At 65.9% G+C, this 23,322-nt stretch carries 18 protein-coding genes; 5 read left to right on the top strand and 13 right to left on the bottom strand.

What is annotated here, in order from left to right; all coding sequences use genetic code 11:
- The 4 genes from P1U75_RS03620 to hemB all read right to left on the bottom strand — a co-directional run.
- Nucleotides 1-2,203: penicillin acylase family protein (locus tag P1U75_RS03620; protein ID WP_300239919.1), on the bottom strand; the 2,203-nt coding region annotated here is incomplete at its 3' end.
- A gap of 126 nt (nt 2,204-2,329) precedes the next feature.
- Nucleotides 2,330-2,908: a YSC84-related protein gene (locus P1U75_RS03615; RefSeq protein ID WP_300239917.1), complete on the bottom strand. Its 579-nt coding sequence runs from the start codon at nt 2,906-2,908 to the stop codon at nt 2,330-2,332.
- Between the two features lie 148 nt (nt 2,909-3,056).
- A complete protein-coding gene (locus P1U75_RS03610) occupies nt 3,057-4,706 on the bottom strand; it encodes a M10 family metallopeptidase C-terminal domain-containing protein (protein WP_300239914.1) in 1,650 nt (549 codons plus the stop codon).
- Between the two features lie 49 nt (nt 4,707-4,755).
- The gene (gene hemB, locus P1U75_RS03605; RefSeq protein WP_300239911.1) at nt 4,756-5,754 is read right to left on the bottom strand and encodes a porphobilinogen synthase; all 999 of its coding nucleotides are present in this window, start codon (nt 5,752-5,754) and stop codon (nt 4,756-4,758) included.
- A 121-nt stretch (nt 5,755-5,875) separates the two neighbouring features.
- Between hemB and P1U75_RS03600 the strand changes: the two genes are divergently transcribed.
- Nucleotides 5,876-6,400 (top strand): component of SufBCD complex, encoded by a 525-nt coding sequence (locus tag P1U75_RS03600; RefSeq protein WP_300239908.1) that lies wholly within the window; start codon nt 5,876-5,878, stop codon nt 6,398-6,400.
- 27 nt (nt 6,401-6,427) lie between these two features.
- On the top strand, nt 6,428-9,892 hold the full coding sequence (mfd, locus tag P1U75_RS03595) for a transcription-repair coupling factor (protein ID WP_300239905.1): 3,465 nt from the start codon (nt 6,428-6,430) through the stop codon (nt 9,890-9,892).
- A 12-nt stretch (nt 9,893-9,904) separates the two neighbouring features.
- On the opposite strand, the gene P1U75_RS03590 is transcribed toward mfd, so the two are convergent.
- From P1U75_RS03590 to P1U75_RS03570, 5 genes are all read right to left on the bottom strand, one after another.
- Nucleotides 9,905-11,566: a tetratricopeptide repeat protein gene (locus P1U75_RS03590; protein WP_300239902.1), complete on the bottom strand. Its 1,662-nt coding sequence runs from the start codon at nt 11,564-11,566 to the stop codon at nt 9,905-9,907.
- Between the two features lie 55 nt (nt 11,567-11,621).
- Entirely contained in the window at nt 11,622-12,818 is a 1,197-nt protein-coding gene (locus P1U75_RS03585; protein ID WP_300239899.1) for a multidrug effflux MFS transporter, read from the bottom strand.
- A 79-nt stretch (nt 12,819-12,897) separates the two neighbouring features.
- Nucleotides 12,898-13,320 (bottom strand): potassium channel family protein, encoded by a 423-nt coding sequence (locus tag P1U75_RS03580; protein WP_300239896.1) that lies wholly within the window; start codon nt 13,318-13,320, stop codon nt 12,898-12,900.
- Nucleotides 13,317-13,967: a DsbA family oxidoreductase gene (locus tag P1U75_RS03575; protein WP_300239894.1), complete on the bottom strand. Its 651-nt coding sequence runs from the start codon at nt 13,965-13,967 to the stop codon at nt 13,317-13,319. Before P1U75_RS03575 ends, P1U75_RS03580 begins: the two co-directional genes overlap by 4 nt.
- The gene (locus tag P1U75_RS03570; protein WP_300239892.1) at nt 13,964-15,493 is read right to left on the bottom strand and encodes a class I adenylate-forming enzyme family protein; all 1,530 of its coding nucleotides are present in this window, start codon (nt 15,491-15,493) and stop codon (nt 13,964-13,966) included. The genes P1U75_RS03575 and P1U75_RS03570 overlap by 4 nt, the downstream gene beginning before the upstream one ends.
- 64 nt (nt 15,494-15,557) lie before the next feature.
- On the opposite strand from P1U75_RS03570, the gene P1U75_RS03565 reads away from it, so the two are divergent.
- Nucleotides 15,558-16,181, top strand: coding sequence for an XRE family transcriptional regulator (locus tag P1U75_RS03565; protein ID WP_300239891.1), 624 nt, complete (start codon nt 15,558-15,560; stop codon nt 16,179-16,181).
- A 74-nt stretch (nt 16,182-16,255) separates the two neighbouring features.
- Here P1U75_RS03565 and P1U75_RS03560 read toward each other — a convergent pair whose 3' ends face one another.
- Nucleotides 16,256-17,968, bottom strand: a complete 1,713-nt coding sequence (locus P1U75_RS03560; protein ID WP_300239929.1) for an extracellular solute-binding protein — start codon at nt 17,966-17,968, stop codon at nt 16,256-16,258.
- Nucleotides 17,969-18,420: 452 nt separating this feature from the next.
- Between P1U75_RS03560 and P1U75_RS03555 the strand changes: the two genes are divergently transcribed.
- The gene (locus P1U75_RS03555) at nt 18,421-19,194 is read left to right on the top strand and encodes a 3-hydroxybutyrate dehydrogenase (RefSeq protein WP_300239889.1); all 774 of its coding nucleotides are present in this window, start codon (nt 18,421-18,423) and stop codon (nt 19,192-19,194) included.
- Nucleotides 19,191-20,225 (top strand): patatin-like phospholipase family protein, encoded by a 1,035-nt coding sequence (locus P1U75_RS03550; RefSeq protein ID WP_300239887.1) that lies wholly within the window; start codon nt 19,191-19,193, stop codon nt 20,223-20,225. Before P1U75_RS03555 ends, P1U75_RS03550 begins: the two co-directional genes overlap by 4 nt.
- Nucleotides 20,226-20,231: 6 nt before the next feature.
- Here the strand turns inward: P1U75_RS03550 and P1U75_RS03545 are convergent, their stop codons facing one another.
- The 3 genes from P1U75_RS03545 to P1U75_RS03535 form a co-directional block, all read right to left on the bottom strand.
- Entirely contained in the window at nt 20,232-20,888 is a 657-nt protein-coding gene (locus P1U75_RS03545) for a cytochrome b/b6 domain-containing protein (protein ID WP_300239885.1), read from the bottom strand.
- Nucleotides 20,885-22,519: a tetrathionate reductase family octaheme c-type cytochrome gene (locus tag P1U75_RS03540; protein WP_300239883.1), complete on the bottom strand. Its 1,635-nt coding sequence runs from the start codon at nt 22,517-22,519 to the stop codon at nt 20,885-20,887. Before P1U75_RS03540 ends, P1U75_RS03545 begins: the two co-directional genes overlap by 4 nt.
- A 97-nt stretch (nt 22,520-22,616) precedes the next feature.
- Complete coding sequence (locus tag P1U75_RS03535) at nt 22,617-23,294, bottom strand: DUF502 domain-containing protein (protein WP_300239880.1); 678 nt, start codon at nt 23,292-23,294, stop codon at nt 22,617-22,619.
- Between the last annotated feature and the right edge of the window lie 28 nt (nt 23,295-23,322).

The raw sequence follows: 23,322 nt of genomic DNA, 5'->3' as shown, positions 1-23,322 counted from the left end.
GCGTGTTGTCGCCGCCGCTGGTCGACTGGCGGATGTTGACGAAATAGCGCAGCACCGGCACCTCACCCAGCACGGGATGGTCATGCGTGGCCTGGTGCGCGTCGCCCCAGCGCAGGCTCTCCAGCGCGCCGCCGAAATTCTCGCCGATCCAGACCAGCGCGTCGTCCAGCGCCAGCCGGGCCATGTCGGTGCAGGTCTCGCGCGGGGCGCTCTGGCGCACGTCGCACCAGATCCCGGCACCGTCGATGTTCCGGTAGACGCGTTCGACAAAGACCGGATCGACATGTTTGAACTCTGTCGCCAGCGGGCCCATCTCATCCTCGATCAGCCGGGTTTGCAGGGCGCGCAGCCATGCGGCGTAGATCAGCGGCTCGGGCAGATGCTCGTTCATCTCGCCGTTCCACTCGGCCAGCAGCGACAGCGCGATCTGGCGTTGTCGTTCGGGGGTGCCGTCGGGCGCCGCCTCGCCGGTGAACCACAGGTCGGCCCCGATCAGCGGCAGCAGCGAGCGGGCGGTAAAGCTCACGGTGTCGAGCTGCGCCTCGATGAAACTGTCGCGGGTATGGACCTGGCGGGCCTGCATCAGCCGCTGCCAGCGGTTGATCCGCTGAGTGTCACCCCAGAGGTAGGAGATATGGTTGGGAAACGGGCGTTCGAGCACCTTGTTGTTGGTATTGCCCAGGATCCCGCCGCGCGGGCTGACGAATTCCGGATTCGAGGCATAGGGTTGGCGACCTTGCCAGCGGTTCTCGGCGCGCCAGCCCTGCACCGGAAGCCGCCCCTTGCTCTGTTGCCGGGGGTCGCGCCGGGGCGCTGCGCCGATGGTCTTGAAGGCGATGGTCTCGCGGTCGATCAGCATCAGGTTCTGCGACGGCGCGATATAGCGTTCGCCGGCGGTGATCGCCTGCTGCACGGTTTCCGCGCGCATCAGCGCCATCGCCGCGCTCACCGTCGTGTCCTGGGGATCGAGCACGGTCCAGCCAAGGGCGGCGACATGTCCGGGCGGCGTCACCGTCTCCAGCTTGTAGTGGCTGCCGGGCAGCACCGGGCCGTTCTCGGTCCAGCGCAGGGTCAGGGTGATCGGGGCGGCGTCCTTGATCTGGATGATCGAGGGGCGGCTCTCGAATGTCTTGAACCCGTCAGGGGTCAGGTACTCGTCCGGGTTCTGCGGGTTCACCTTCTCGATGAACACGTCCTGATCGTCGAGATAGGACGAGGTCACGCCCCAGCCCAGCTTGCGGCTGCGCCCGGTCAGGATTGCCGGAATGCCCGGGATGCTGGCACCGATCACGCCGCCGGATTGCAGTTCGAGCCGCGCGAGATACCAGGTCGAGGGCGCGGAAAAACCCAGGTGCGGGTCATTGGCCAGTAATGTCCCCCCCGAGGCCGAACGCGACGGCGCGGCGGCCCAGGCATTGGACGCGCCCGCCAGCCCGCGCCGCGGGAACGGCCAGAGCGGATCGTCGGGGGCTTGCTCCCCCTCGGCGTAGCGGGGCAGGCCGGGAAACAGCGCCGCGTATTCCGGCAGGGCCGCGATGCCGGTGCCCGGCGCATCGGGCAGGATGTCGCGCAGCCGCGCATCGTCGTCCAGCATCAGCGAGGTGCGCGCGCGCAGGACCTCTTCTTCCATATGCCCGCTCAGTTGCAGCCCCATCAGCTTGATCATGGCGAGCGAATCCGCCGGCTGCCATGGCGCGACCGGGGCGTTGAACAGGAACATCTCGGGCGCGCCGCGCCCCAAGGCCTCATCGTTGATCTCGTTCAGACGGGCATTGACGCCGGCGGAATAAGCCTCGAGCGCGGCCGTGGTATAGGCATCCTGAACCGCGACCGATTGCTGCGCGAGCCGATAGAGGTCAAGCCGCCGCAACAGCCGGTCGATCCGTACCGTGCGCGCGCCAAACACTTCGGAAAGCCGCCCCTGCACGGTCCGGCGCATCATCGTCATCTGCCACAGACGATCCTGCGCATGGGCATAGCCCAGGCCGAAGTAGACGTCCGGATCGCTTTCGCCGAAGATATGCGGCACATTGGCGTTGTCGCGGATGATCTCAACCGGGGCCGTCAGGCCAGCGACCTTCTCGGTCTGGTCATAGTCGGGCAAGGACTGGCTGGCCAGGAAATAGACCAGCCCGACGGCCAGGACCACCAGCGCCACCAGGCCGGCGGCGATCCGCAGCAACCAACGAAAAATCTGCCTCATCTTTCCCCCGCCTGCGGCGTCGGCCCGCTCATCCGGGCGGCAAGAGCGCCGCCCCTCGGTCGATTTCAACCTAGGCGATATCCCTGGGTGGCGAAAGCCATCTCAACTGCCCAGCGGCGCAATGTATCAGGGAATGATCCGGGTGTATTTCGTGCCTTCCAACGTCGCGCCCAAGCGCAGCCCGGCCCGTCCGAAGACTGCGGCGATGATCGGCGAGCGCAGCGTGTTGGTATCGGCCGCGATGGAATCGCCCTCGTCGCGGATCACGTATTCCAGATCGCCCCCCGCAGCCCAGCCGGAAGATCGGCGGAATTCAAGTAGCGCGTCCTCGGTCATGAAGAACAGCACATGGGCGTATTGCTGGGCACCGATCTGGAACCCGGCGCTGCCCTTGACGGTGGAATAGTAATCGACCGTGGCGCCGTTGACCCGCAGCGCACCGCGGCCATAGGCCCCGCCGAGCCCGAGGCCCGCCTCGGTCACCAGCGGCATCACCAGCATGCCGGTGGATTTCTCGGCCAGCGTCACCGTATTGGGATAGCGGGCGTACATCTGGTTCAGCGTTGCATCGACGCGCGCGTCGATCTTGGCGGCCTTGTTGGTGCCCACGCCGTTGCCGCAGGCTGCGGTCACGCCCAGGGCGGAAAGGGCGCTCAGGGCAAACCCGCGCCGGGTCAGCCGATGGGATTGGATCGCGTTTTTCATTGGATTAGCCTGTTTTTGACCTGCTCTGACCGGTTTTCCGGCCTTGGCGCGGTTATACGCTCATGCCCGGCGTCTGTCACGCCGCAAGCGGCGCAAATGCGCGGGATGTTGCCCGCATCCGCAACCCGGCTCCGCTGTCGCCACCGTATCAGAGCAGGAAATCCCCGGCCTCCAGCAGCGTCACCCCGCGCAGTTCCAGGATGAAATCCGCCAATCCGTCGCCGTCGCAATCGGCGCTGACCAGGATGTCGGCGCCGGCGGCCTCGTAGCGCAACTCGCCCGCCGAGGCGGAAAAACCGTCGTTGCCAATGAATCTCAACCTTCCCTCCACCAAGCCGGTCAGGTCGATAATGTCCTCGCCGGGGGTGAAATCGCGGATCCGGTCCGGGCGGGCGGCATCGGCGGCGCTGTCGTCACAGGCCTCGAACACGAAACTGTCGGCGCCGTCGCCGCCGGTCATCGCGTCGCGTCCGGCGCCGCCGGTCAGCGTGTCGTCGCCATTCCCGCCGAACAGCTTGTCCAGACCCTTCAGCCCGAGAATCCGGTCGTCGCCCTTGTTGCCATAGACCTTGTCGCGGCCCGCACCGCCGCGCAGCGTGTCGTCGCCGCGATTGCCGTTGATCTGGTCGGCGCCACTGCCGCCCTTGAGCGTGTCGGCGCCGCCGCCCCCGGTCAGCGTGTCGTTGCCGCCATTTCCGAGCAGGGTGTCGGCCCCGGACAAGCCGGCCAGGCTGTCGTCGCCCTTGTTGCCGGTCAGGCGGTTGTCCGCCGTATTGCCGGTGATACGGTCGTCGCCGGCGCCCCCCTCGGCGTTCTCGATCAGCGACCGCGGGTCGTCCTCGTGCAGCAGCGCGTTGTAGATATTGCCCGAGGGCGTGTTTCCGTGTCCGAGCCCGGCCAGTTGCGCCGCGCTGAACAGCGAGGCCGCGCCAGGCGCCAGGTCGATAGACAGATCGCCTGCATAGGCGCTCAGTTCATAGGTGTCGGTGCCGCCGCCGTCCCAGATCGTCGCGAAGATCCGGTTGCCGCCGGGGCTGATCGCAACCGCGTCATCCACCCAGGTTTCGCCCGATGATGGGGACCAGCGATAGACCGTGTCGCCAGAGTTGGTGCTGTAGTCGGCGCCGTAGAGGTGCTGCAGCGCGGCGATATCGAGCATCATGTAGCTTTGCGCATAGCCCCAGATCTCGTTGCTATAGCCGGTGGTCGCGCCGCCCACATAGGGGCGATAGGTCATGATGGTGTATTCCATCGCGTCATAGGCATAGGGAACGCTACCGAAAGAGCCGTATTCATGTCCGTGCTCCAGGCCAAGCGCATGGCCGATCTCGTGCAGCACGGTGATATGGGCATAGTTCCCGGCCCGCGCGGCGGTAAAATCGACCGATACGTTGGTCAGCCAGACATCCCCGGCGGTGCTTGCCCAATGGGGGAAATAACTCCAGGCGGTGCCGTAGGAAAACGGATCCGATGTGGTTTCGGCAACGCGGATATGGGCATTGGAAAGAACGGTCGGTTGCACCGTGATGGCGGTGAACCCTTCGAGCGAGAATCCGTCGTCGGCGCGCCCCCCCGCATCGGCGTCCAGCGCAAACCCTGCGGCGCTCTGGATGCCGGTCGATGCGATGAAGGCGCCGACGTTCTCTCCGCCGCCATAGCTGCTGCCGTATTCATCGGGCCCGCTCGGAAAGCTGTAGGTCAGAGGCAGGTCAGACCAGCGCACCGAATGCAGGATGCCATCGACCCGCGCATCCCCGGTCGCCGAGACCCCGGCGGTTGCATGTCCTGTTCCACTCATTCACGTAAACTCCGGTTGCCGCCGTCTTGCGCATTGATCGAGAACGGAGTCAGCCGTTCAACGCCCGCGCCACCTGCGGCGCGAAATAGGTCAATACGCCGTCGCATCCAGCCCGTTTGAATGCCATCAGGCTTTCCACCATCACCTTGTCGCCGTCGATCCAGCCGTTCTGCGCCGCCGCCTGGATCATCGCGTATTCGCCCGAGACCTGGTAGGCATAGGTCGGCACGCCGAAGGTGTCCTTGGTGCGCCGACAGATATCCAGATAGGGCATCCCGGGTTTGATCATCACCATGTCGGCGCCCTCGGTCAGGTCGCGCTCGATCAGGCGCAGCGCCTCGTCGGAATTGGCCGGGTCCATCTGATAGGTCTTCTTGTCGCCGGTCAGCGCGCCCGAGGCGCCGACCGCATCGCGGAACGGCCCGTAAAAGGCGCTGGCGTATTTCGCTGCGTAGGACAGGATCATCACCCGCTGGTGGCCCTCGGATTCCAGCGCCTTGCGCATCGCGCCGATCCGCCCGTCCATCATGTCCGAGGGGCCGATGATGTCGGCCCCGGCCTCGGCCTGGGCCAGGGTCATCCTGACCAGCGCCTCGACGGTGCGGTCGTTCACGATCTCGCCATCGACGACAAAGCCGTCATGGCCGTTGATGTTGTAGGGATCGAGCGCCACGTCGGTCATCACCGCCATCTCCGGCACCGCGTCCTTGATCGCACGGATCGCCCGGTTGCTCAGGTTGTCGGGGTTCCAGGCCTCGGCGCAATCCTCGGTCTTCAGGCCGGGATCGGTATAGGGAAACAGGCAGATCGCCGGTATGCCCAGCCCGTGCGCCTCTTTCGCCGCCTTGGCGATCAGATCGACGCTGCGCCGCACCACGCCGGGCATCGAGGCAACCGGCTCTTCCACGCCGGTGCCGTCGCGCACGAACACCGGCCAGATCAGATCCCCCACGCTCAGCGTGTTCTCCCGCACCAGCGCGCGGATCGCGGGGTTTTGACGCGCGCGGCGCGGACGGGCGGCGGGAAACGGGGCGATCGTGGGTTTCATGGCGCGGACTCCTTGAACAATTCCGTATTGGGTGGCATGGAAAACCTTCCCCCACAAGGGTAACAATGGACGCGCCCGATGCGGCGCCGGGGCGGCATCAGGGCGGAAAAGGGCAGGGCGGTTGGACTGGTACACCACGGTTTTCGAATTGATCGACATGCGCTCCTTCTCGAACCTCTGGTTCTGGATCGCGCTGGCTGTGGTCTGGTCCTCGGCCAGCCACTGGGTGCTGGGCGTGCCCTATGACATGGTGCTGCGCGCGCGCCGCAACGGCGGCCAGGCCGAGCGGGACCTTGAGGATATCGCCCGGGTCAACGTGAACCGGCTGCTCTATATCGGGCGGGTGTCCGGCCCCTGGCTGGTTGGGATCATGTTCTTCGGACTCTCGACGCTGGCAACGATGGGATTCTTCTACCGGGTCGAGTTCGCTCAGGCGCTGTTCCTTCTGGCCGCGCCCATGTCGGGCGTCGCGGCGATGAGCGCGGCCACCGCCCGGCGGATCGAACGGGAACAGGCGCACGGGCCCCTGCTGTACAAACGGCTGACGCGCTGCCGGCTCTACACCCAGATGATCGGGACGCTGTCGATCTTCGTCACGGCGCTCTGGGGCATGTACCAGAACCTGTCGCTGGGCGTTCTTGGATAGCGCGCGGCGAACGAAAGGCGAGAGCGGATGACCGAAGCCAGCCACATCACCGTGGGCGGCGCGCCCGAGGGGTTCGACGCGCAACTGATCCTGAAAGAGATCGTGAAAACCGGCGCGCCGGTTTGCCATGTCGCGCGCGACGACAAACGGATGGAGGCAATGCGCGCCGCGCTGGCCTTCTTTGCCCCGGATATGCCGGTGATCACCTTTCCGGGGTGGGATTGCCTGCCCTACGACCGGGTTTCGCCCAATGCCAATATCTCGGCGGCCCGGATGGCGACGCTGGCGGCGCTGGTGCACCAGATGCCGCAGCAATTCGTCCTGCTGACCACGCTGAACGCCGCCGGCCAGAGGGTGCCGGCGCGCGAGGTGTTGCGCGAGGCCGCCTTTACCGCCCGCGTCGGCCACCGGGTGGACGAGGCCGCACTGCGGGCCTTTCTGGTGCGCATGGGGTTCAGCCAGAGCCCCACGGTAACCGAGCCGGGCGATTACGCGGTGCGGGGCGGCATCATCGACATATATCCGCCGGGGAACGCGGGGCCGGTGCGGCTCGACCTGTTCGGCGACGTGCTCGACGGCGCGCGCCGGTTCGATCCCGCGACCCAGCGCACCACCGAAAAACTCGATATTGTCGAACTTGCCCCGGTGAGCGAGGTCATCCTCGACGAGGCCGCCATCCTGCGGTTCCGCCAGAGCTACCGGATCGAGTTCGGTGCCGCCGGCACCGATGATCCGCTCTACGAGGCGGTCAGCGCCGGGCGCAAGCACCAGGGGATCGAACATTGGCTGCCGTTCTTTCACGAGCGGCTGGAAACCCTGTTCGACTACCTGCCCGATGCCACGGTGACACTCGACGACCAGGTCACACCGTCGCGGCTGGCGCGCTGGGACAGTATCGCCGACCAGTACGAGACGCGGCGGCTGGCGATGCAGGCGAAAACCCGGATCGACACCGTGTACAAGCCGATTCCGCCGGATCTGCTGTTTCTCGACGATGCCGCGTGGGAGGTCTCGGTCGCGGGCCGGCGCCTGTTGCAGTTCAACCCGCTGCCGCAGGCCAGCGGACCCGGTGTGATCGACGCGGGCGGGCGCATCGGGCGCAATTTCGCCCCCGAACGGCAGCAGGAGAACATCAGCCTTTTCGGAGCCCTGGCGGATCATATTCGCGCAAAGCTGGAAAAGGGGCCGGTGCTGGTCGCCTCCTACTCCGAGGGCGCGCGCGAACGCCTGTCCGGGCTGATCGAGGACGAGGGGCTGGCTGAAACCATCGACGTGCCCAGCGGATCGCGGATCAGCAAGCGCGGGTTGCACCTGGCGGTCTGGGCGCTGGAGCACGGGTTCGAATCCCCCGAGATGACGGTGATCGCCGAGCAGGACGTGCTGGGCGACCGGCTGATCCGGGCGCCCAAGAAACGCCGCAAGGCCGAGAATTTCCTGACCGAGGCGCAATCGCTGTCGCCGGGCGACCTGGTGGTGCACGTGGATCACGGCATCGGCCGGTATCACGGGCTGGAGGTGATCACCGCCGCCGGTGCGGCGCATGAATGCCTGTTGCTGGAATATGCCGAGGACGCGCGGCTTTACCTGCCGGTCGAGAATATCGAGCTGCTGTCCCGCTACGGCCATGAAGAGGGGCTGCTCGACCGGCTGGGCGGCGGCGCCTGGCAGGCCAAGAAGGCCAAGCTCAAGGAACGCATCCGCGAGATGGCCGACCGGCTGATCCGGGTGGCCGCCGAACGTGCGCTGCGCCGCGCCCCGGTGCTGGAGCCCGAACACCACGCCTGGGAGGCCTTCTGCGCCCGCTTCCCCTATCAGGAAACCGACGACCAGCTTGGTGCCATTTCCGACGTGCTCGGCGACCTCGACAGCGGCCAGCCGATGGATCGGCTGATCTGCGGCGATGTCGGCTTCGGCAAGACCGAGGTGGCGATGCGCGCCGCCTTCGTCGCCGCCATGTCCGGCACCCAGGTCGCGGTGATCGCCCCCACCACGCTGCTGGCACGGCAGCATTTTTCCAGCTTTTCCGACCGGTTCCGCGGCTTTCCTCTCACAGTGCGTCAACTCAGCCGCTTCGTGTCGGCGGCGGAGGCGCAAGAAACCCGCGACGGGCTGGCGCGCGGCACGGTGGACATCGTCATCGGCACCCATGCGCTCCTGGCCAAGGGCATTCGCTTCAAGAACCTCGGCCTGCTGGTGATCGACGAGGAACAGCATTTTGGCGTCTCCCACAAGGAGCGGTTGAAACAGCTGCGCTCGGACATCCATGTGCTGACGCTGACCGCCACGCCGATCCCGCGCACCCTGCAACTGTCGCTTTCGGGGGTACGGGACCTGTCGATCATCGGCACGCCGCCGGTCGACCGGCTGGCGATCCGCACCTATGTCAGTGAATTCGATGCAGTCACCGTCCGCGAGGCGCTGCTGCGCGAACATTATCGCGGCGGGCAAAGCTTTTACGTGGTGCCGCGCGTCTCCGACCTGCCGGAGATCGAGGCCTTTTTGCGCGATCAGGTGCCCGAGGTCAGCGTCGTCACCGCCCATGGCCAGATGGCGGCGGGCGAGCTTGATGACCGCATGAACGCCTTTTACGACGGCAAGTATGACGTGCTGCTGGCCACCACCATCGTGGAGAGCGGCCTCGACATCCCGACCGCCAACACCATGATCGTGCACCGCGCCGACATGTTCGGGCTGTCGCAGCTTTACCAGATCCGGGGCCGAGTGGGCCGATCCAAGACCCGCGCCTATGCGTACCTCACCACCAAACCGCGGGCGAAGTTGACCGCCACGGCGGAGAAACGCCTGCGCGTGCTGGGCAGCCTCGATACCCTCGGCGCCGGATTTACCCTGGCCAGCCAGGATCTGGACATTCGCGGCGCCGGCAACCTGCTGGGCGAGGAGCAGTCGGGCCAGATGCGCGACGTGGGGTATGAGCTGTACCAGCAGATGCTGGAGGAGGCGATCGCCAAGATCAGGGCGGGCGAGATGGAGGGGCTGAGCGAGGCCGACGATCAATGGGCGCCGCAGATCAACCTCGGGGTGCCGGTACTGATCCCGGAGAAATTCGTGCCCGATCTCGACGTGCGCCTCGGCCTCTATCGCCGGCTCTCGTCGCTCACCACCAAGGTGGAGCTGGAGGGCTTTGCCGCCGAGTTGATCGACCGGTTCGGAAAATTGCCCAAGGAGGTCAATACCTTGCTTCTGGTGGTTCGGATCAAGGCGATGTGCAAGCGCGCCGGAATCGCCAAGCTCGACGGCGGGCCAAAGGGGGCGACGATCCAGTTTCACAACGACAAGTTCGCCTCGCCCGTCGGGCTGGTGGAATTCGTCCAGGCGCAGAACGGGCTGGCCAAGATCAAGGACAACAAGATCGTCGTGCGCCGCGACTGGCGAAAGGACAGCGACAAGATCAAGGGCGCCTTCGCCATAGCCCGCGACCTGGCCGAGAAACTGGCCGCCGAGAAGAAGAAAGCCAAGGCAGAAAAAGCGTGATCGGATAATCGGTTACGCGCCGGATCTCATCGCTGCCTGGGCACATCCGCAAGAGGCCGCAACCCCATCCGCACGGGCCTGGGCCAGCGCCAGCCGTTGTTTGATCTGCAGGATCTCGACAGCCTCACCTCTAGCTTCAAGGCAATCGTGCAGGCCCTTGAGACTCCAGACATTATCCGGGTGAATGCAGGCGCGGGGCAGGGTGCCGCCGAGGCCCAGATCCGCACGATAGACCGCCTCGGCCTCCTCCGCGCGGCCCTGTTCCAGCAGCAGGGCGCCAAGCGCGTGGCGCGCCGGCTGCATCCAGCCCCAGGGCTCGTCATAGGGCAGGGTGTCGTCCAGCTCGACCGCGCGGCGCAGGTGGGCGAAGGCGGTCTCGAAGTTCGATTTCCGGTACTCGATCTCGCCGCGCAGCATTTCACCCGCGATTTCAAGAAGATCCGTGACCCTGTTGTTGTGCATCAACCGGCTGTCCGGCACCCGCGCGCGGGCGGCGTGGAACAACACCTCCTCGGTCTCGGCCTGCGGCACCTCTCCGGTCGCGGCATGACCCAGCGCGCGGGCATAATGTACAGTTGCGCACAGGGTTTTGTACAATTCGGGGTCTTCAGGCAAGTCCAGCGCTTTGCACGCCTCCCAGCGGCCGAAGCGGATCAGGATGTGCGGCTCCATCGCCATGAAGCTTTCGAAATAATCGGCCATCGGCGGGCTTTCGATCCGCAGCATCTCCTCCGGCGTGGTCGCCCACAATCCCCGGTTGGCCTCCAGCGCCGGTTCGATCTGGCCAAGGAACAGTGCGCCGTAGATGACGAAATGGTAATCGTGCTGACGGTAGCCGGTGTAGATGTTGAAGGCGCCCTCGCGCTGGTAATACTTAAGGTCGGCCTCGACCGCCTTTTGGTTCCAGTGCACCACGTCGCGATAGGCGCCGCAGAGCACGTCGATATGGGTCGGCATATGCACCAGATGGCCGGCGTCGGGGACCAGGGTGCGCAGCACGTCGGCGGCCTTCAGCGCCTTTTCCGGGGTCGGCGACATTTCCATCAGGTGCACGTAGAGGTGCAGCAGGCCGGGATGGCGCATCGCGCCAGGCAGGGTGTCGAGCGCCTGTTCCAGCGCCAGCCGCGCCTCTTCGGTGGCGGCGCCCTGGGCCGGCTGGCCGGTTTTCAGATCCCACATCTGCCAGGGGGTGAGGTTCAGCAGCGCCTCGGCGTAGATCGCGCGCAGGTCGAGGTGATCGGGCACCGCCGCGAAAGCGGCGCGCATGGCACCGGCGAAATCATGGTCCCAGCGGTGCATGTCGCGGGCCAACTCGCGCTGCGGATAGCGGGCGGGCAGGGCGCGGATCAGCGCCGCTTCGCCCGGGGTCACGCCCGCCAGCCGCGCCAGCGCCGCCTGGGTGGCGTCATGGGCGATGGCCAGCGCCTCGGCCCGTCCGGGATCGTCGAACAGCGCCCAGGGCATGTTGTAATTGGGGCCCGAGGCATAGGCCACGCCCCAATGCGCCATGGCGCAGTCCGGGTCATGCTCCAGCGCGCGGCGAAAACAGGCGACGGCCTCCTGGTGATTGAACCCGTAGGTCCAGATCAATCCCCGGTCGAACCAGAGCTGCGCCAGCGGATCACGCGTGGTGATCGGGCTGCTGTAGCTGCCGAGATCGTAATAATCGCTCATGCCTTGCCCTCCGGCCCTCAGGTTAGGCGGCTTTCGCGTGCCGCGACAGGGGCAATCAGACCGGCTGGCGCGCCTCGATCCGCCCCATCTGCAGCATCAGCGTGAACCCGACGACCGAGAACACCAGAACCCCCGCCGCGAGCGGCTGGATCGTGCCGTTGAACATCAGCCCCACCGGCGCCGAGAGCAGCGCCGCCCCGACCGTCGACAGGGCACCCATGATCGAGGCCGCCATGCCTGCGATATGGCCCATCGGCTCCATCCCGATGGCGTTCAGGTTGCCCAGGGTGGTTCCGGCCATGAAGAACAGGCAGGTCTGCCAGACGATGAAGACCCAGAACAACACGTCGAGCGTCAGGCCCATCCCGGCCGCCGCCAGCATCAGGCCAGCCAGCCCGATCTGGATCCCCAGCGACCAGGTGACGATCCGGCGCATGCCCACCCGCTCCACGATCGCCGCGTTGAGCAGGCTGGCCGAGCCCGAGATCAACGCCACCACCCCGAAATAGATCGGAAAGTTCTCGGCCCGGCCGAAGATCAGGTCATAGACCTGCTGAACGCTCAGGATCATGGAGAACAGCGTGGCCAGGCACAGCGTCTGGACCACGATCGACAGGCGCACGGTGGGGTGCGTCGCCATTTCCCGCAACGCGGCGGCCAGCAGCGGCACGCGGAACGCGCGGCGGTTCTCCCGCGGCAGCGTTTCCGGCAGGCGCAACTCCATCCACAGCATCGAGATCAGCGAGAACAGGATGAAGGCGAGGAAAATGCCGCGCCACCCGGCCAGCGCGATGATGCCCGCGCCCATCAGCGGGGCGAAGGCCGGGAAGATGGTGAAAATCATCATGGCGATGGAAACCATGCGCGCCATCTCGCGCCCGGAATACAGGTCGCGCACCACCGCCATCGCCACAATGCGCGGCCCGGCCGCACCCAGCCCCTGTACCAGCCGCGCGGCCAGCACCACCTCGAGCGTGGTGCTCCACCACGCCACGAAGGCCGCCGCGATGTAGACGATCCCGCCGGCCAGCATCACCGGCTTGCGCCCGAAGGCGTCCGACAGCGGCCCGGTCACGAAGGTTCCCGCGCCCATGCCCAGCACGAAGGCGGTCAGGATAATCTGCGCGCGGTTGACGTTATCGGGGCTGAGCTGCGCGCCGATCTCGGGCAGGGCGGGCAGCATCGCGTCGATGGAAAAGGCGATAGTGGCGAACATCATCGCGATCAACGCGATGAATTCGGTCCGCGACATTCGGTTTTGCATGGGAACTCCACGGGGCTACCCGGTGGCGGTAACATGGCGTGTCAGCGGATGCCATAGGGGCCCGCCCTCACTCGGCCGGGGCGTGTTTTCCGTGCGGTCGATCGTCCTCGTTGGCGGCCGGCGCCTCGGCCTCGGTTTCGACGGCCTCATTCTGCTGCGGGTGGTGCGGGTGGTGCGGGTGGTCGTGATGCCCCAGCCGGGCGATCAGCCACTCGGCCTCTTCCTCGCGCTTGCGCATGTTGTAGACGGCGAACTCATGGATCGCGACGGCGAAGATCCCCAGCCCGACAAAAATCAGCGCGGTCGCCGCGATCTTGCCCACCACCGTCGCCGGTACGAGGCTGCCGTAGCCGACGGTCGAGATCGTGACCACCGTGAAGAAATAGGAATCAACCCAGGTCCATCCCTCGATATAGCGGAAAAAGACCGTCCCCAGCGCCAGGACGGACACCAGGCTAAAAAACAGCGTCAGGGACTTGAAGTGGTTCACTGTGCGATCTGCTCCTGTATCTCCTTTATGACTTTCTGCCACAACTCGGCCGATTGTGCACCCGGAACGGCATGTTTGCCCGCCACGATGAAGGTGGGGACCGAGTTGACCCCCATCTCGCGGCTGTGGGCGTCACGGCGGCGGATCTCGTCGCGGTCGGCGTCCGAGGACAGAAGCTTCATCACCAACGAGGCATCCATGCCCAGACTGTCGGCCAGATCGCTTAACACTTCGTGATCGCCGATATCGCGCCCGTCGACGAAATAGGCGGTGAACAGCGCCGCTGTGGCGGCGTACTGGCGCCCCTCGATCCCGGCCCAGTGGATCAGGCGGTGCGCATCCAGCGTGTTGGGCGTGCGCTGGATCTTGTCGAGGTTCAGCGTCAGCCCGGCGGCCTCGGCATGCTCCACGATCGGGGCATAGGCGCGCGCCGCACCCGCCTTGCCGCCGAACTTGCCCTCAAGATAGGCGCGCCGGTCCATCCCGCCCGCCGGCATGTCGGGGTTGAGCTGGAACGGGTGAAACTCGATCACGAAGGGATGATCGGGGATCTCGGCCAGTGCCCGGTCAAGGTTCGCCTTGCCGATATAGCACCAGGGGCAGATCGGATCGGAAAGGATGTCGAGCTTGACGGTCTGGTCGGTCATGCGGGATCTGGGCTCCGGTCGGGGAAATAGGCAGGCAGCGCGCGGCGCAACAGCTTGCCGTTGGCGCCACTGGGCAGCGCGTCGAGATGAACAAAGGCGCGCGGCTGCTTGTACCGCGCGAGCGTCCCGCCCACATAGGCATGCAACCCGGCTTCGTCCAGTTCCTTCGGCCCGGTGTAGAAGGCGACGATGATCGTGGTGTCGCGCTTGATCTCGACCTCGGCGGCGCCGACCTGGTCGATCCCGGGATGGGTGGAGAGCGCGGATTCGACCTCCAGTGGCGACACCCGGTAGCCACCGGCGTTCATCATGTCGTCGGCGCGACCGAGATAGGTGATTTGCCCGTCCACCGCCATCGCGCCCTGGTCGCCGGTCAGGAACCAGTCGCCGCGCATCCGGGCCGCCATTTCCTCCGGCGCGTTGAGATAGCCCAGCATCAGCCCCGGATCGCCCCTGTGCACCGCGATCACGCCCGGCTCGCCCTGGGGCACCGGCTGACCGTCCTCGCCCAGGATCGCCACGCGGCGGCCCTGTTGCGGCTGGCCCAATGCGGTGCCGCGCGCCGGATGCGCCGGGCTGGAGGAGATAAAGGTGGAGCATTCGGACATGCCAAAGGCCTCGTGCAGCCCGGTCCCGGTCATCTCCTCCCAGCGGCGGTGCAGATCCTGCGACAGCTTTTCCCCGGCGCTGAACCCGTGGCGCAGATCCGGCAGGGCGAGCGCATCTCGGTCGCGCAGCATTCGTCGATAGACACCCGGTGCGGCGGCAAAGAGCGTAGCGCGATGTTTGCGCAGAAGCTCGGGCAGGGTGGCGATGTCACTGCCCGGCGCGGGGATCAGCGCGGTGGCGCCGATGGCCCAGGGGTCCATCAGCCCGGTGCCCAGCGTATAGGTCCAGTTGAAGGCGCCGGCGTGACACAGCCGGTCCTTCGGGGTCAGCGCGTACCAGCCTTCGACCATCATCTGCCGCGCCCAGATGGCGCGATGGGCATGGGCCACCGCCCGCTGGCTGCCGGAAGTGCCGGAGGTAAAGACGACATAGGCCAGCCGCTCGGGGTCGCCCATCGCCCAGTCACAGGGCGGCAGGGCGCGCATCGCCTCCAGCGCCGCGATGTCGATCTGCAGCGGGTGATCGGCACAGGCGATCCCCGGGTCGCGCAGGACGGCAGCCGGGTTGAGCTCGGCGATCATCTTGGCGGTTTCCGGCGCGGTTAGTTGCGACGAGGTCGGCACTGGCACCAGACCGGCGGCGATGGCGCCGAGATAGGCGATGGGAAACTCCACCGTGTTGCCCAGCCGCATCAGAACGATCTGTCCCGGTGCCAACCCGGCGCGCAACAACCCGGTGCCGGTGCCGCGCACCGCGCGCTCCAGATCCGCATAGGTCCAGTCGTCGGAGCGCCCCGGGTGCAGCACCGAGAGGGCGCATTTGTCGGGCGTTTCCCGCGTCCGGCGCAACACGAAGGCGGCCAGGTTGAACGGGGCGGGGCAGGGTGGCGGCGGGCCTTGGTAGAATATGGACAACATGGCAACTGGCTAGCCCGGCCCCGTGCCCGTTGCAAGCCGCCCGAGGCACGCCTATAGAGGCGGAATGACCGCGCGCGACCCCAAAGCCATCATCCGCATCGCCCGCAGCGGCGGCCCGGAAATCGAGGCCGAACCGCTGGATCTGGGCGCCCGCGTGCGCGAGCTGCGCAAGGCCCGCAACTGGACGCTTGAACAGGCGGCCGGCCAGGCTGGGCTGGCGCGCTCGACGCTGTCGAAGATCGAGAACGGGCAGATGTCGCCAACCTACGAGGCGCTGAAAAAGCTTGCCGTCGGGCTGGAGATCTCGGTGCCGCAACTGTTCACCCCGCCGCAGCGCGAGCAGGTGAACGGGCGCATGGCGATGACCCGCTCGGGCGAAGGCGCCGATTATGCCACCGCCACCTATGAGCACGAGTTGCTGGCCGAAAGCCTGACCAAGAAATCCATGCTGCCCTATCGCGCCCGGGTGCGCGCCCGCAGCATGGAGGAGTTCGACGGTTGGGTGCGCCACGATGGCGAAGAGTTTCTCTACGTGCTGACCGGGGTGATCAAGCTCTACACGGAATTCTATGAGCCGATCGAGATGCGCCGGGGCGACAGCGCCTATTACGACGCCGCCATGGGCCACAACGTGATCTCGGTCAGCGAAGAGGATGCGACGATCCTCTGGGTGACCTCGCTGACCTGAAGCGGCGGTGTGACCCGGCGGCCCCCGACCGGTGCCCCGCGGCTGTCATCCCGGGCCTGGCGCGATCTCCCCACTCACTCCTCGTACCACCAGACATCCGGCATGAAGTCCATCCGGTCGCCATAGGCCGGCAGGCGGCCGGGGTACTTCATTTCCCGGATATGGGCGATCCGTCCGACGTCGTACTGCCAGATCGGGATCACGTAGCGCCCGGCGGTCAGCACCCGATCGAGGGCGTGGACAGCGGCGACGAAATCCTCGCGCCCCTCGGCCTTTAGCAGGGTGTCGATCAGCGCGTCGGCGGCGGGTGAGGCCATGCCCATCAGGTTGCGTGTGCCGGGCTGGTCCACCCCCGCGCTGCCCCAGTAAAGGCGTTGTTCGTTGCCCGGCGACAGCGACAGGTCGCGGCGAAAGGTGGTCATGTCGAAATCGTACTCCGCGATGCGCCCGGCGTATTGCGCATCGTCTACCGTATCGACCCGCAGCGTGATGCCCAGCCGCGACAGCGCCGAGGCATAGATATCGACGACGCGCTGCATCTCGCCGTCGCCCTGTCGCAGCAGGACGGAAAAGGCGAAGGGCGCGCCACCGACATTGCGCAGGACACCCTCCTGCACGTTCCAGCCGGCCGCCTTCAGCATCGCCATCGCGCGGCGCAGGTTGGCGCGGTTGCGCGCGGTGCCGTCCCCCTCGGGCAGGGTGTAGCCTTCGATCGCGCCGGGCGGCAGGCTGTCGGCAAAGGGCGCCAGCAGGTCGCGCACCTTGCCGGAGGCGGGGCCGGGACGCATGGCAAGCTCGGAGTTGGAGAAATACGAGGTGATGCGCGGCTGCGCCCCGCCGGTCATGGTGTCGTTGATGTATTCGAAGTTGAAGGCCAGCAGCATCGCCTCGCGCACGCGCCAGTCGGCAAAGGCGCCGCGCCGGGTATTCATCACCAGCCCGGTCATGCCCGAGGGCCGCTGGTGCGGGATCTCGGATTTCACGATATCGCCGCGCTGCACCGCCGGGAAATCGTACTGGCGGTCCCATTTCTCGGCGTTGAACTCGCGCACCGCCGAAAGCGCACCGGCCTTGAAGGCCTCAAACAGAACGGTGCCGTCGCCGTAGAATTCGATCCGCATCTCGTCGAAGTTGTTGGTGCCGCGCCGGAACGGCAGATCCGCGCCCCAGTAATCGGGGTCACGTTCGAGGGTGACAAAACGGCCCGGCTCGTAATCGGTCACCACGTAGGGGCCGGTGCCGACGGGGATCTCGTCCAGGCCCGAGGCGGCGAAATCCTTGCCCTCCCATTGCGCCTTTTTCAGGATCGGCCGCATGCCGGCGATCAGCGCCAGTTCGCGGTCACGGGTGGTGAAACTCAATCGTACGGAACGCGGCCCGGTTTGTACGATGTCAGCGACCTGACCCCAGAACCCGCGATAGCGCAGATGCCCCATGGTCCCCAACGTCTCGTAGGACCAGATCACATCCTCGACCGTCACCGGGCTGCCGTCGGAGAACCGGGCCTCCTCGCGCAGGGTGAACTCCACCCAGGAGCGGTCCGGCGCGGTCTCGGCCGATTCGGCCAGCAGCCCGTAGAGCGTGAAGGGTTCGTCCCAGGACCGGCCCATCAGCGATTCGTAGCCCCAGAATCGCAGCTGCCAGGGTGCGGTTCCCTTCTGCACGAAGGGGTTGAGCGAGTCGAAGCCGCCGGTATTGCCGAACACCACGCGCCCGCCTTTGGGCGCCTGCGGGTTGACGTAAGGAAGGGACACAAAATCAGGTGGGAGCGCCGGATCGCCATACATAGCTATGCCATGCACCGGCGCGGTGGCGGCGGCCTGAACACTGAAAATCAGGGCGATTCCGCTCAGGAATGCCCGCGCCAAAGGAAAGAAGCCCGGTCGCACTTTGGAAACAATCCCGATCTGCCCGTGTTGTTTGTGGTGACGCTAACGGGGGATTCGCGTGTTTTCAAACTTTTAGCTTGGAGAAACGCGGAGAATTGCTTATAAAGACCTCACTGCTCGATAGGTTTCTTGCCTGTATGAAACCTGCCTCAATAACTTAACGCCCGCCTTGTGCGGGCGTTTTTTTTAGGCACATCCCGCCGCGCCCCGTCCCGGCAACATCGTGCTGCACGCGCTCACCACAGGGTCATTTCCACAGCATCGAATCGCCGTTTCCCCGCACCGCTTTCCCGTTTAATCCGCAGGTGCAGCATGGCAGGATGCGCGCAACGCAAGCAAAGGGGAACAGGATGTCACTGACCGGAAAAACCGCCATCGTCACCGGATCGAACTCGGGGATAGGGCTGGGCGTCGCCCGGGAACTGGCCCGCGCCGGGGCCGATGTGGTGCTCAACTCCTTCACCGACCGCGACGAGGATCACGCGCTGGCCGCACGGATCGCCGAGGAGACCGGGGTGACCGCGCGCTATATCAAGGCCGACATGTCGAAGGGCGCCGATTGCCGCGCGCTGATCGAACAGGCCGGCACCTGCGACATCCTGATCAACAACGCGGGCATCCAGCATGTGGCGCCGATCGACCAGTTCCCGGTCGAGAAATGGGATGCGATCATCGCCATCAACCTCAACTCGGCGTTTCACACCACCGCCGCCGCGCTGCCAATGATGCGCAAGGCCGGATGGGGCCGGATCGTCAACATCGCCTCGGCGCACGGGCTGACCGCCTCGCCCTACAAGGCGGCCTACGTGGCGGCCAAGCACGGCATCGTCGGCATGACCAAGACCGTGGCGCTGGAAACCGCGCGCGAACCGATCACCGCCAACGCGATCTGCCCGGGCTACGTGCTGACCCCGCTGGTCGAGGCGCAGATCCCCGACACCATGAAAGAATACGGGATGAGCCGCGAGGACGTGATCAAGAACGTCATGCTGGAACGCCAGCCGAGCAAGGAATTTGCCACCGTCGAACAATTGGGCGGCACCGCCGTGTTCCTGTGCTCGGACGCCGCCGCCCAGATCACCGGCACCACGATCAGCGTCGATGGTGGCTGGACCGCGCTTTGACCGAAAAACGGGTCATCAACCTTGCGCTTCAGGGTGGGGGCGCGCATGGCGCCTTTACCTGGGGCGTGCTCGACCGGCTGCTGGAAGACGAGACGCTGGAGATCGCGGCGATCACCGGAACCTCGGCCGGGGCGCTGAACGCGGCCGCGCTCAAGGCCGGGATGGTCGCAGGCGGGCGCGAGGGCGCGCGCGAGAACCTCGACTGGCTCTGGAGCCGGATGGGCGCGGTGGGCGACATGCGGCTGAGCAACTGGGCCGGGGTTCTGGAACCGGCGCAGATGGCCTGGGGGCTCGAGTATGCGCTGCCGATCTCGCTGGCCGATACCTGGACGCGGCTGGTCTCGCCCTATGCCTATGGCCCGTTCTACGTCAATCCGCTGGAACCGGTGGTGCGCGCGATGGATTTCGACCGGGTCTGCGCCGAGGCGGCGCCGGAGCTGTTCATCTGCGCCACGCGGGTCCGCACCGGCAAGATCCGGGTGTTCTCGGGGCAAGAGATCGGCACCGATGCGGTGCTCGCCTCGGCCTGCCTGCCGAACCTGTTCCAGGCGGTGGAGATCGAGGATCCCGAAACCGGCGAGGTCGAGGCCTATTGGGATGGCGGCTATACCGGCAACCCGGCGCTGTTCCCGCTGTTCCAGCCGCATCTGCCGCCCGACGTGGTGGTGGTGAACATCAACCCGTTGGAGCGCCCCGAGGTGCCCAGGTCACCGCAGGAAATCGCGAACCGGATCAACGAGATCAGCTTTAACTCATCGCTGCTGCGCGAGTTGCGGGCGATCCATTACGCGCAACAGGTCATGGACGAGAACGCGCTGAGCCGTGACAGGGTGGCGCGGATCTTTGTCCACATGATCGCCGATGATGCGCTGATGCAGGAGCTTTCGGTGGCGACCATGGTGCTGCCGACCCCGTCGGTTCTGGCCCGTCTGAAAGAGGCCGGGCGCGTGGCGGCGCAGACATTCCTCGACCGAGACGCCCCGAATATCGGGCAACGCCACAGCACCGATCTGGAACAGATGTTCGGCTGAGCCGGCTCAGCGGATGCGCACCGGCTCGTCCTGCTCAAGATAGGATTCCTCCTCGGGCGTCAGGTCCACCTTGTCAAAGCCGGTAACCATCGGCCGGACGTGGGCGCGAAACGATCCGCCCACCGTCAGCAGGTAGACATGCGCCAGCACGAAGGCGGCGATGGCAAACCCCGCCAGCAGGTGCAGGTTGGCCACAATGGTCAGCCACAGTGTTGCGTTGGGCACGCTGCTGTCCCAGAAATTGTAGGTCAGGTAGATCACCCCGGTGACCCAGATCGCCGGGAACAGCACCAGCTTCAGCGCCAGGTAGGTCAGCGCCTGCAGCGGATTGTGCTTGCGCCAGTAGGCCTTGCGATAGGGGTGCTTCTCGCCCTTGAAAATGCCCCAGGCATAGAACCGGGCGACCTTGAACAGCCCCTTGGTGGTGGGCACGTAATGCACCCAGGTGCCGGTGGTGATGTGCCAGAAGATGGCAAACACCCACAGCACGATCAACGCCAGCGCGGCGATGATGTGCAGCATGACAGCGGGGCCAAAGGGTATCAACCCGTTCAGCCCGGTCACCGCCAGCCCGGTGAACATCAGTACGAAGATCAGTGCCATCTGCGTCCAGTGCCAGAACCGTTCGAACCGCGGATAGATCTTGACGAACCGTTCGGTCATGACGCGTCTCCGTTCTTGCCGGTGAAAATCCGGCCCAGGGCGTGGATACCCAGCGCCAGCGCTGTCGCCGCGACCAGCGCGAGGCCCAGAACCCCGGCCATGCTGAACGGCGCGCGCCCGGGCATGTAGACCCCGTCGATCCCGGCCATGCGGCCATCGGCGGCGTGGCATTCGGCACAGTCGAGCGCCTCTTCCGCCGGGGCGACCATATGGGTGATCGGCCAGGACATGTGGGTATCGACGAAACCGTACTCGCCGGAATACTCGGCGCCCGCCGCCTTCATCCCCGCCTCAATCGCCTTGGACCAGTCGAAGTTGGTCCAGAAGGCGCTGTCGGTGGTCGGCCCCCAGACATGGCTGTAGGCAAGGCGGTTCAGCCCGGCATCATAGGCCTGCCGCCCGTCCAGCCGCTTGAACGGCCAGATCCGGCTGCCGCCATCGCCGGGATCGCCGGAGATCCTGTTGACCTCGACCACCTTGCTTGGGTCGATGGTCTCGTCGCCCAGGGTATATTCCACCTGTCCGTTGAACCATTCATAGATCGGCGCGACGTTCTCTTCCCAGACGAAATCGCCCTTGGTGGCCAGATAGGTGTGGCGGTGCTTGCCGTCGCCTTGGGTGTAATCCTCGACCGAAAGCGGCTTGCCGTCCTCGCCCATCTTTCCGGCGGTGGACCAGTCCCATTCCATCTTGGTCGCCACCCCGCCACGGGCGAACTCGGGGATGTGGCAGGTCTGGCAGGCCAGCTTGTCGGTATGGTCGTTCAGCTTCACGCCCTTAAGGGTCGCCGGGTGCGGCGCGGTGCCGTGGCAGCTCTGGCAGGTGGCGACATCGCGCCGCTCGTGCGGCATGCCAGGCCCCTTGGTGTCGGCTGCCATGACGTCATAGCGCGAGCCGGCCCAGCTGTGCTGATCGCTCACGTGGCAGTCGGAGCAGACCATGTTGCCGCCCTCGGGCGACATGTGCACATCGACGTCGCGCGACGGGTTGAACAGCACCGAGGACAGATCGCCATGCTTCACATTGTCGCCGCCGCCGCCGTAGAAGTGGCACTGGCCGCAGTTCTCGCGGCCCGGCATGCCGACGCTTTGCGCCGCCTTCGAGAGATCGACCGGCCAGGCCTCGGCGCCGGTGATGGTCTTGGTCCCCGGTTTCACCGGATCGAGCGGCGGCATCCCGGCACCGGTGGCGGTCTTGGTGTATTCGCCGGAACGGTCGTGGCAGACGAGGCAATCGGGCGTCACCGCCTCCTGCTGCGGCGTCTGGCTCATGTCGTCCCAGCCATAACCGGCGTGACAGGAGGTGCAGCGCGGCTCGTTGCCCGCGACATTGCCGCAAAATGCGTTGATCACGTTGCGCTTGCCCAGAAGCTGGCCGGTCCCGGGGTGCTCGAATTCCCATGTGAAATGGATCGAATGCATCACCTGGTCGTCCGCCTCGGTGTGGCAGGAGACGCAGGCCTCGGTCACTTCCGGCCCGGAGGTGAATTCCTTTTGCAGGATCTTGAACTTGGAGTGATCGGCGGTACTTCCCTCACCGGAGATGACCGGGGCGGACCCCTCCTGCGAAAGGGCGCCGGATGCGCCCAGCAGCAGCGAAACGGCAACGGCGGTCAGAACACGGGTTGGCAAGGGAGGACTCCCGGCTAGGAAAACTGGTTTCTGCCGTGCATGTTCTGACACTTCGCCTGGCGGCACTTTGATCGAGGTCAATTCAGTGTGATCCGGATCACGTCGCGGGGCGGTTGGGATCCTTGCTGTTGGGATACACCAGCCCGGCGGAGATCACCAGCTTGGCGGCGTCCTCGACCGTCATGTCCAGCTCGATCACGTCCTCGGCGGGAAAGAACAGTAAAAACCCCGAGGTCGGGTTCGGTGTCGTCGGCACGAAGACGCTGATCAGGTCGCCGCCGGTCTCGGCGCGCTCCGAGACCTCGCCCTTGGCCACGGTCGAAATGAACCCGACCGCCCAGATCCCGCGCCGCGGGTATTGCACCAGGCAGGCCTTTTCGAACGAGCGTTCGGTCTGGGCAAAGACGGTTTCCGAGATCTGCTTGATCCCGGAATAGACCGAGCGCACCACCGGCATCCGGTCGACCAGCCCCTCGGCAAAGCCGATCAGCGACCGGCCGATGATGCCCTTGGCGACCCAGCCGACGATGATGGTGAACATCAGAAAGATGATCACCCCGACGCCGCGCAGGTTGATTCCGATATATTGCTCGGGGCGCATCGTTTGCGGCACCAGTGGCAGGACGACACCGTCGATCCAGCCCACCACGGACCAGATCAGCCAGATCGTCAGCCCGACCGGGGCGATCACCACCAGCCCGGTCAGGAATGACCCCCGCAACCGGGCCAGAAGGCCCCTTCGGCGGTGCGGTTCCTCGTCAAATGGGGTGTTCATCGGCGTTCCATCCAGTCCGAGGCTAGAG

The sequence above is a fragment of the Antarcticimicrobium sp. genome, from assembly GCF_029212575.1.
Classification (GTDB): Bacteria; Pseudomonadota; Alphaproteobacteria; order Rhodobacterales; family Rhodobacteraceae; genus Antarcticimicrobium.
The sequence above is the reverse complement of the archived record's forward strand: the minus strand, read 5'-3'. Positions and strand labels throughout refer to the sequence as shown.

Excerpts from the sequence above, each read along its gene's own strand:
- P1U75_RS03575 (WP_300239894.1), bottom strand. The coding sequence starts at position 13,967 with ATGACCGACCAGACCGTCAAGCTCGACATCCTTTCCGATCCGATCTGC.
- P1U75_RS03555 (WP_300239889.1), top strand. The coding sequence starts at position 18,421 with ATGTCACTGACCGGAAAAACCGCCATCGTCACCGGATCGAACTCGGGG.
- P1U75_RS03535 (WP_300239880.1), bottom strand. The coding sequence starts at position 23,294 with ATGAACACCCCATTTGACGAGGAACCGCACCGCCGAAGGGGCCTTCTG.
- P1U75_RS03560 (WP_300239929.1), bottom strand. The coding sequence starts at position 17,968 with ATGTATGGCGATCCGGCGCTCCCACCTGATTTTGTGTCCCTTCCTTAC.
- mfd (WP_300239905.1), top strand. The coding sequence starts at position 6,428 with ATGACCGAAGCCAGCCACATCACCGTGGGCGGCGCGCCCGAGGGGTTC.
- P1U75_RS03570 (WP_300239892.1), bottom strand. The coding sequence starts at position 15,493 with ATGTTGTCCATATTCTACCAAGGCCCGCCGCCACCCTGCCCCGCCCCG.
- P1U75_RS03545 (WP_300239885.1), bottom strand. The coding sequence starts at position 20,888 with ATGACCGAACGGTTCGTCAAGATCTATCCGCGGTTCGAACGGTTCTGG.
- P1U75_RS03615 (WP_300239917.1), bottom strand. The coding sequence starts at position 2,908 with ATGAAAAACGCGATCCAATCCCATCGGCTGACCCGGCGCGGGTTTGCC.
- hemB (WP_300239911.1), bottom strand. The coding sequence starts at position 5,754 with ATGAAACCCACGATCGCCCCGTTTCCCGCCGCCCGTCCGCGCCGCGCG.
- P1U75_RS03610 (WP_300239914.1), bottom strand. The coding sequence starts at position 4,706 with ATGAGTGGAACAGGACATGCAACCGCCGGGGTCTCGGCGACCGGGGAT.
- P1U75_RS03590 (WP_300239902.1), bottom strand. The coding sequence starts at position 11,566 with ATGAGCGATTATTACGATCTCGGCAGCTACAGCAGCCCGATCACCACG.
- P1U75_RS03565 (WP_300239891.1), top strand. The coding sequence starts at position 15,558 with ATGACCGCGCGCGACCCCAAAGCCATCATCCGCATCGCCCGCAGCGGC.
- P1U75_RS03585 (WP_300239899.1), bottom strand. The coding sequence starts at position 12,818 with ATGTCGCGGACCGAATTCATCGCGTTGATCGCGATGATGTTCGCCACT.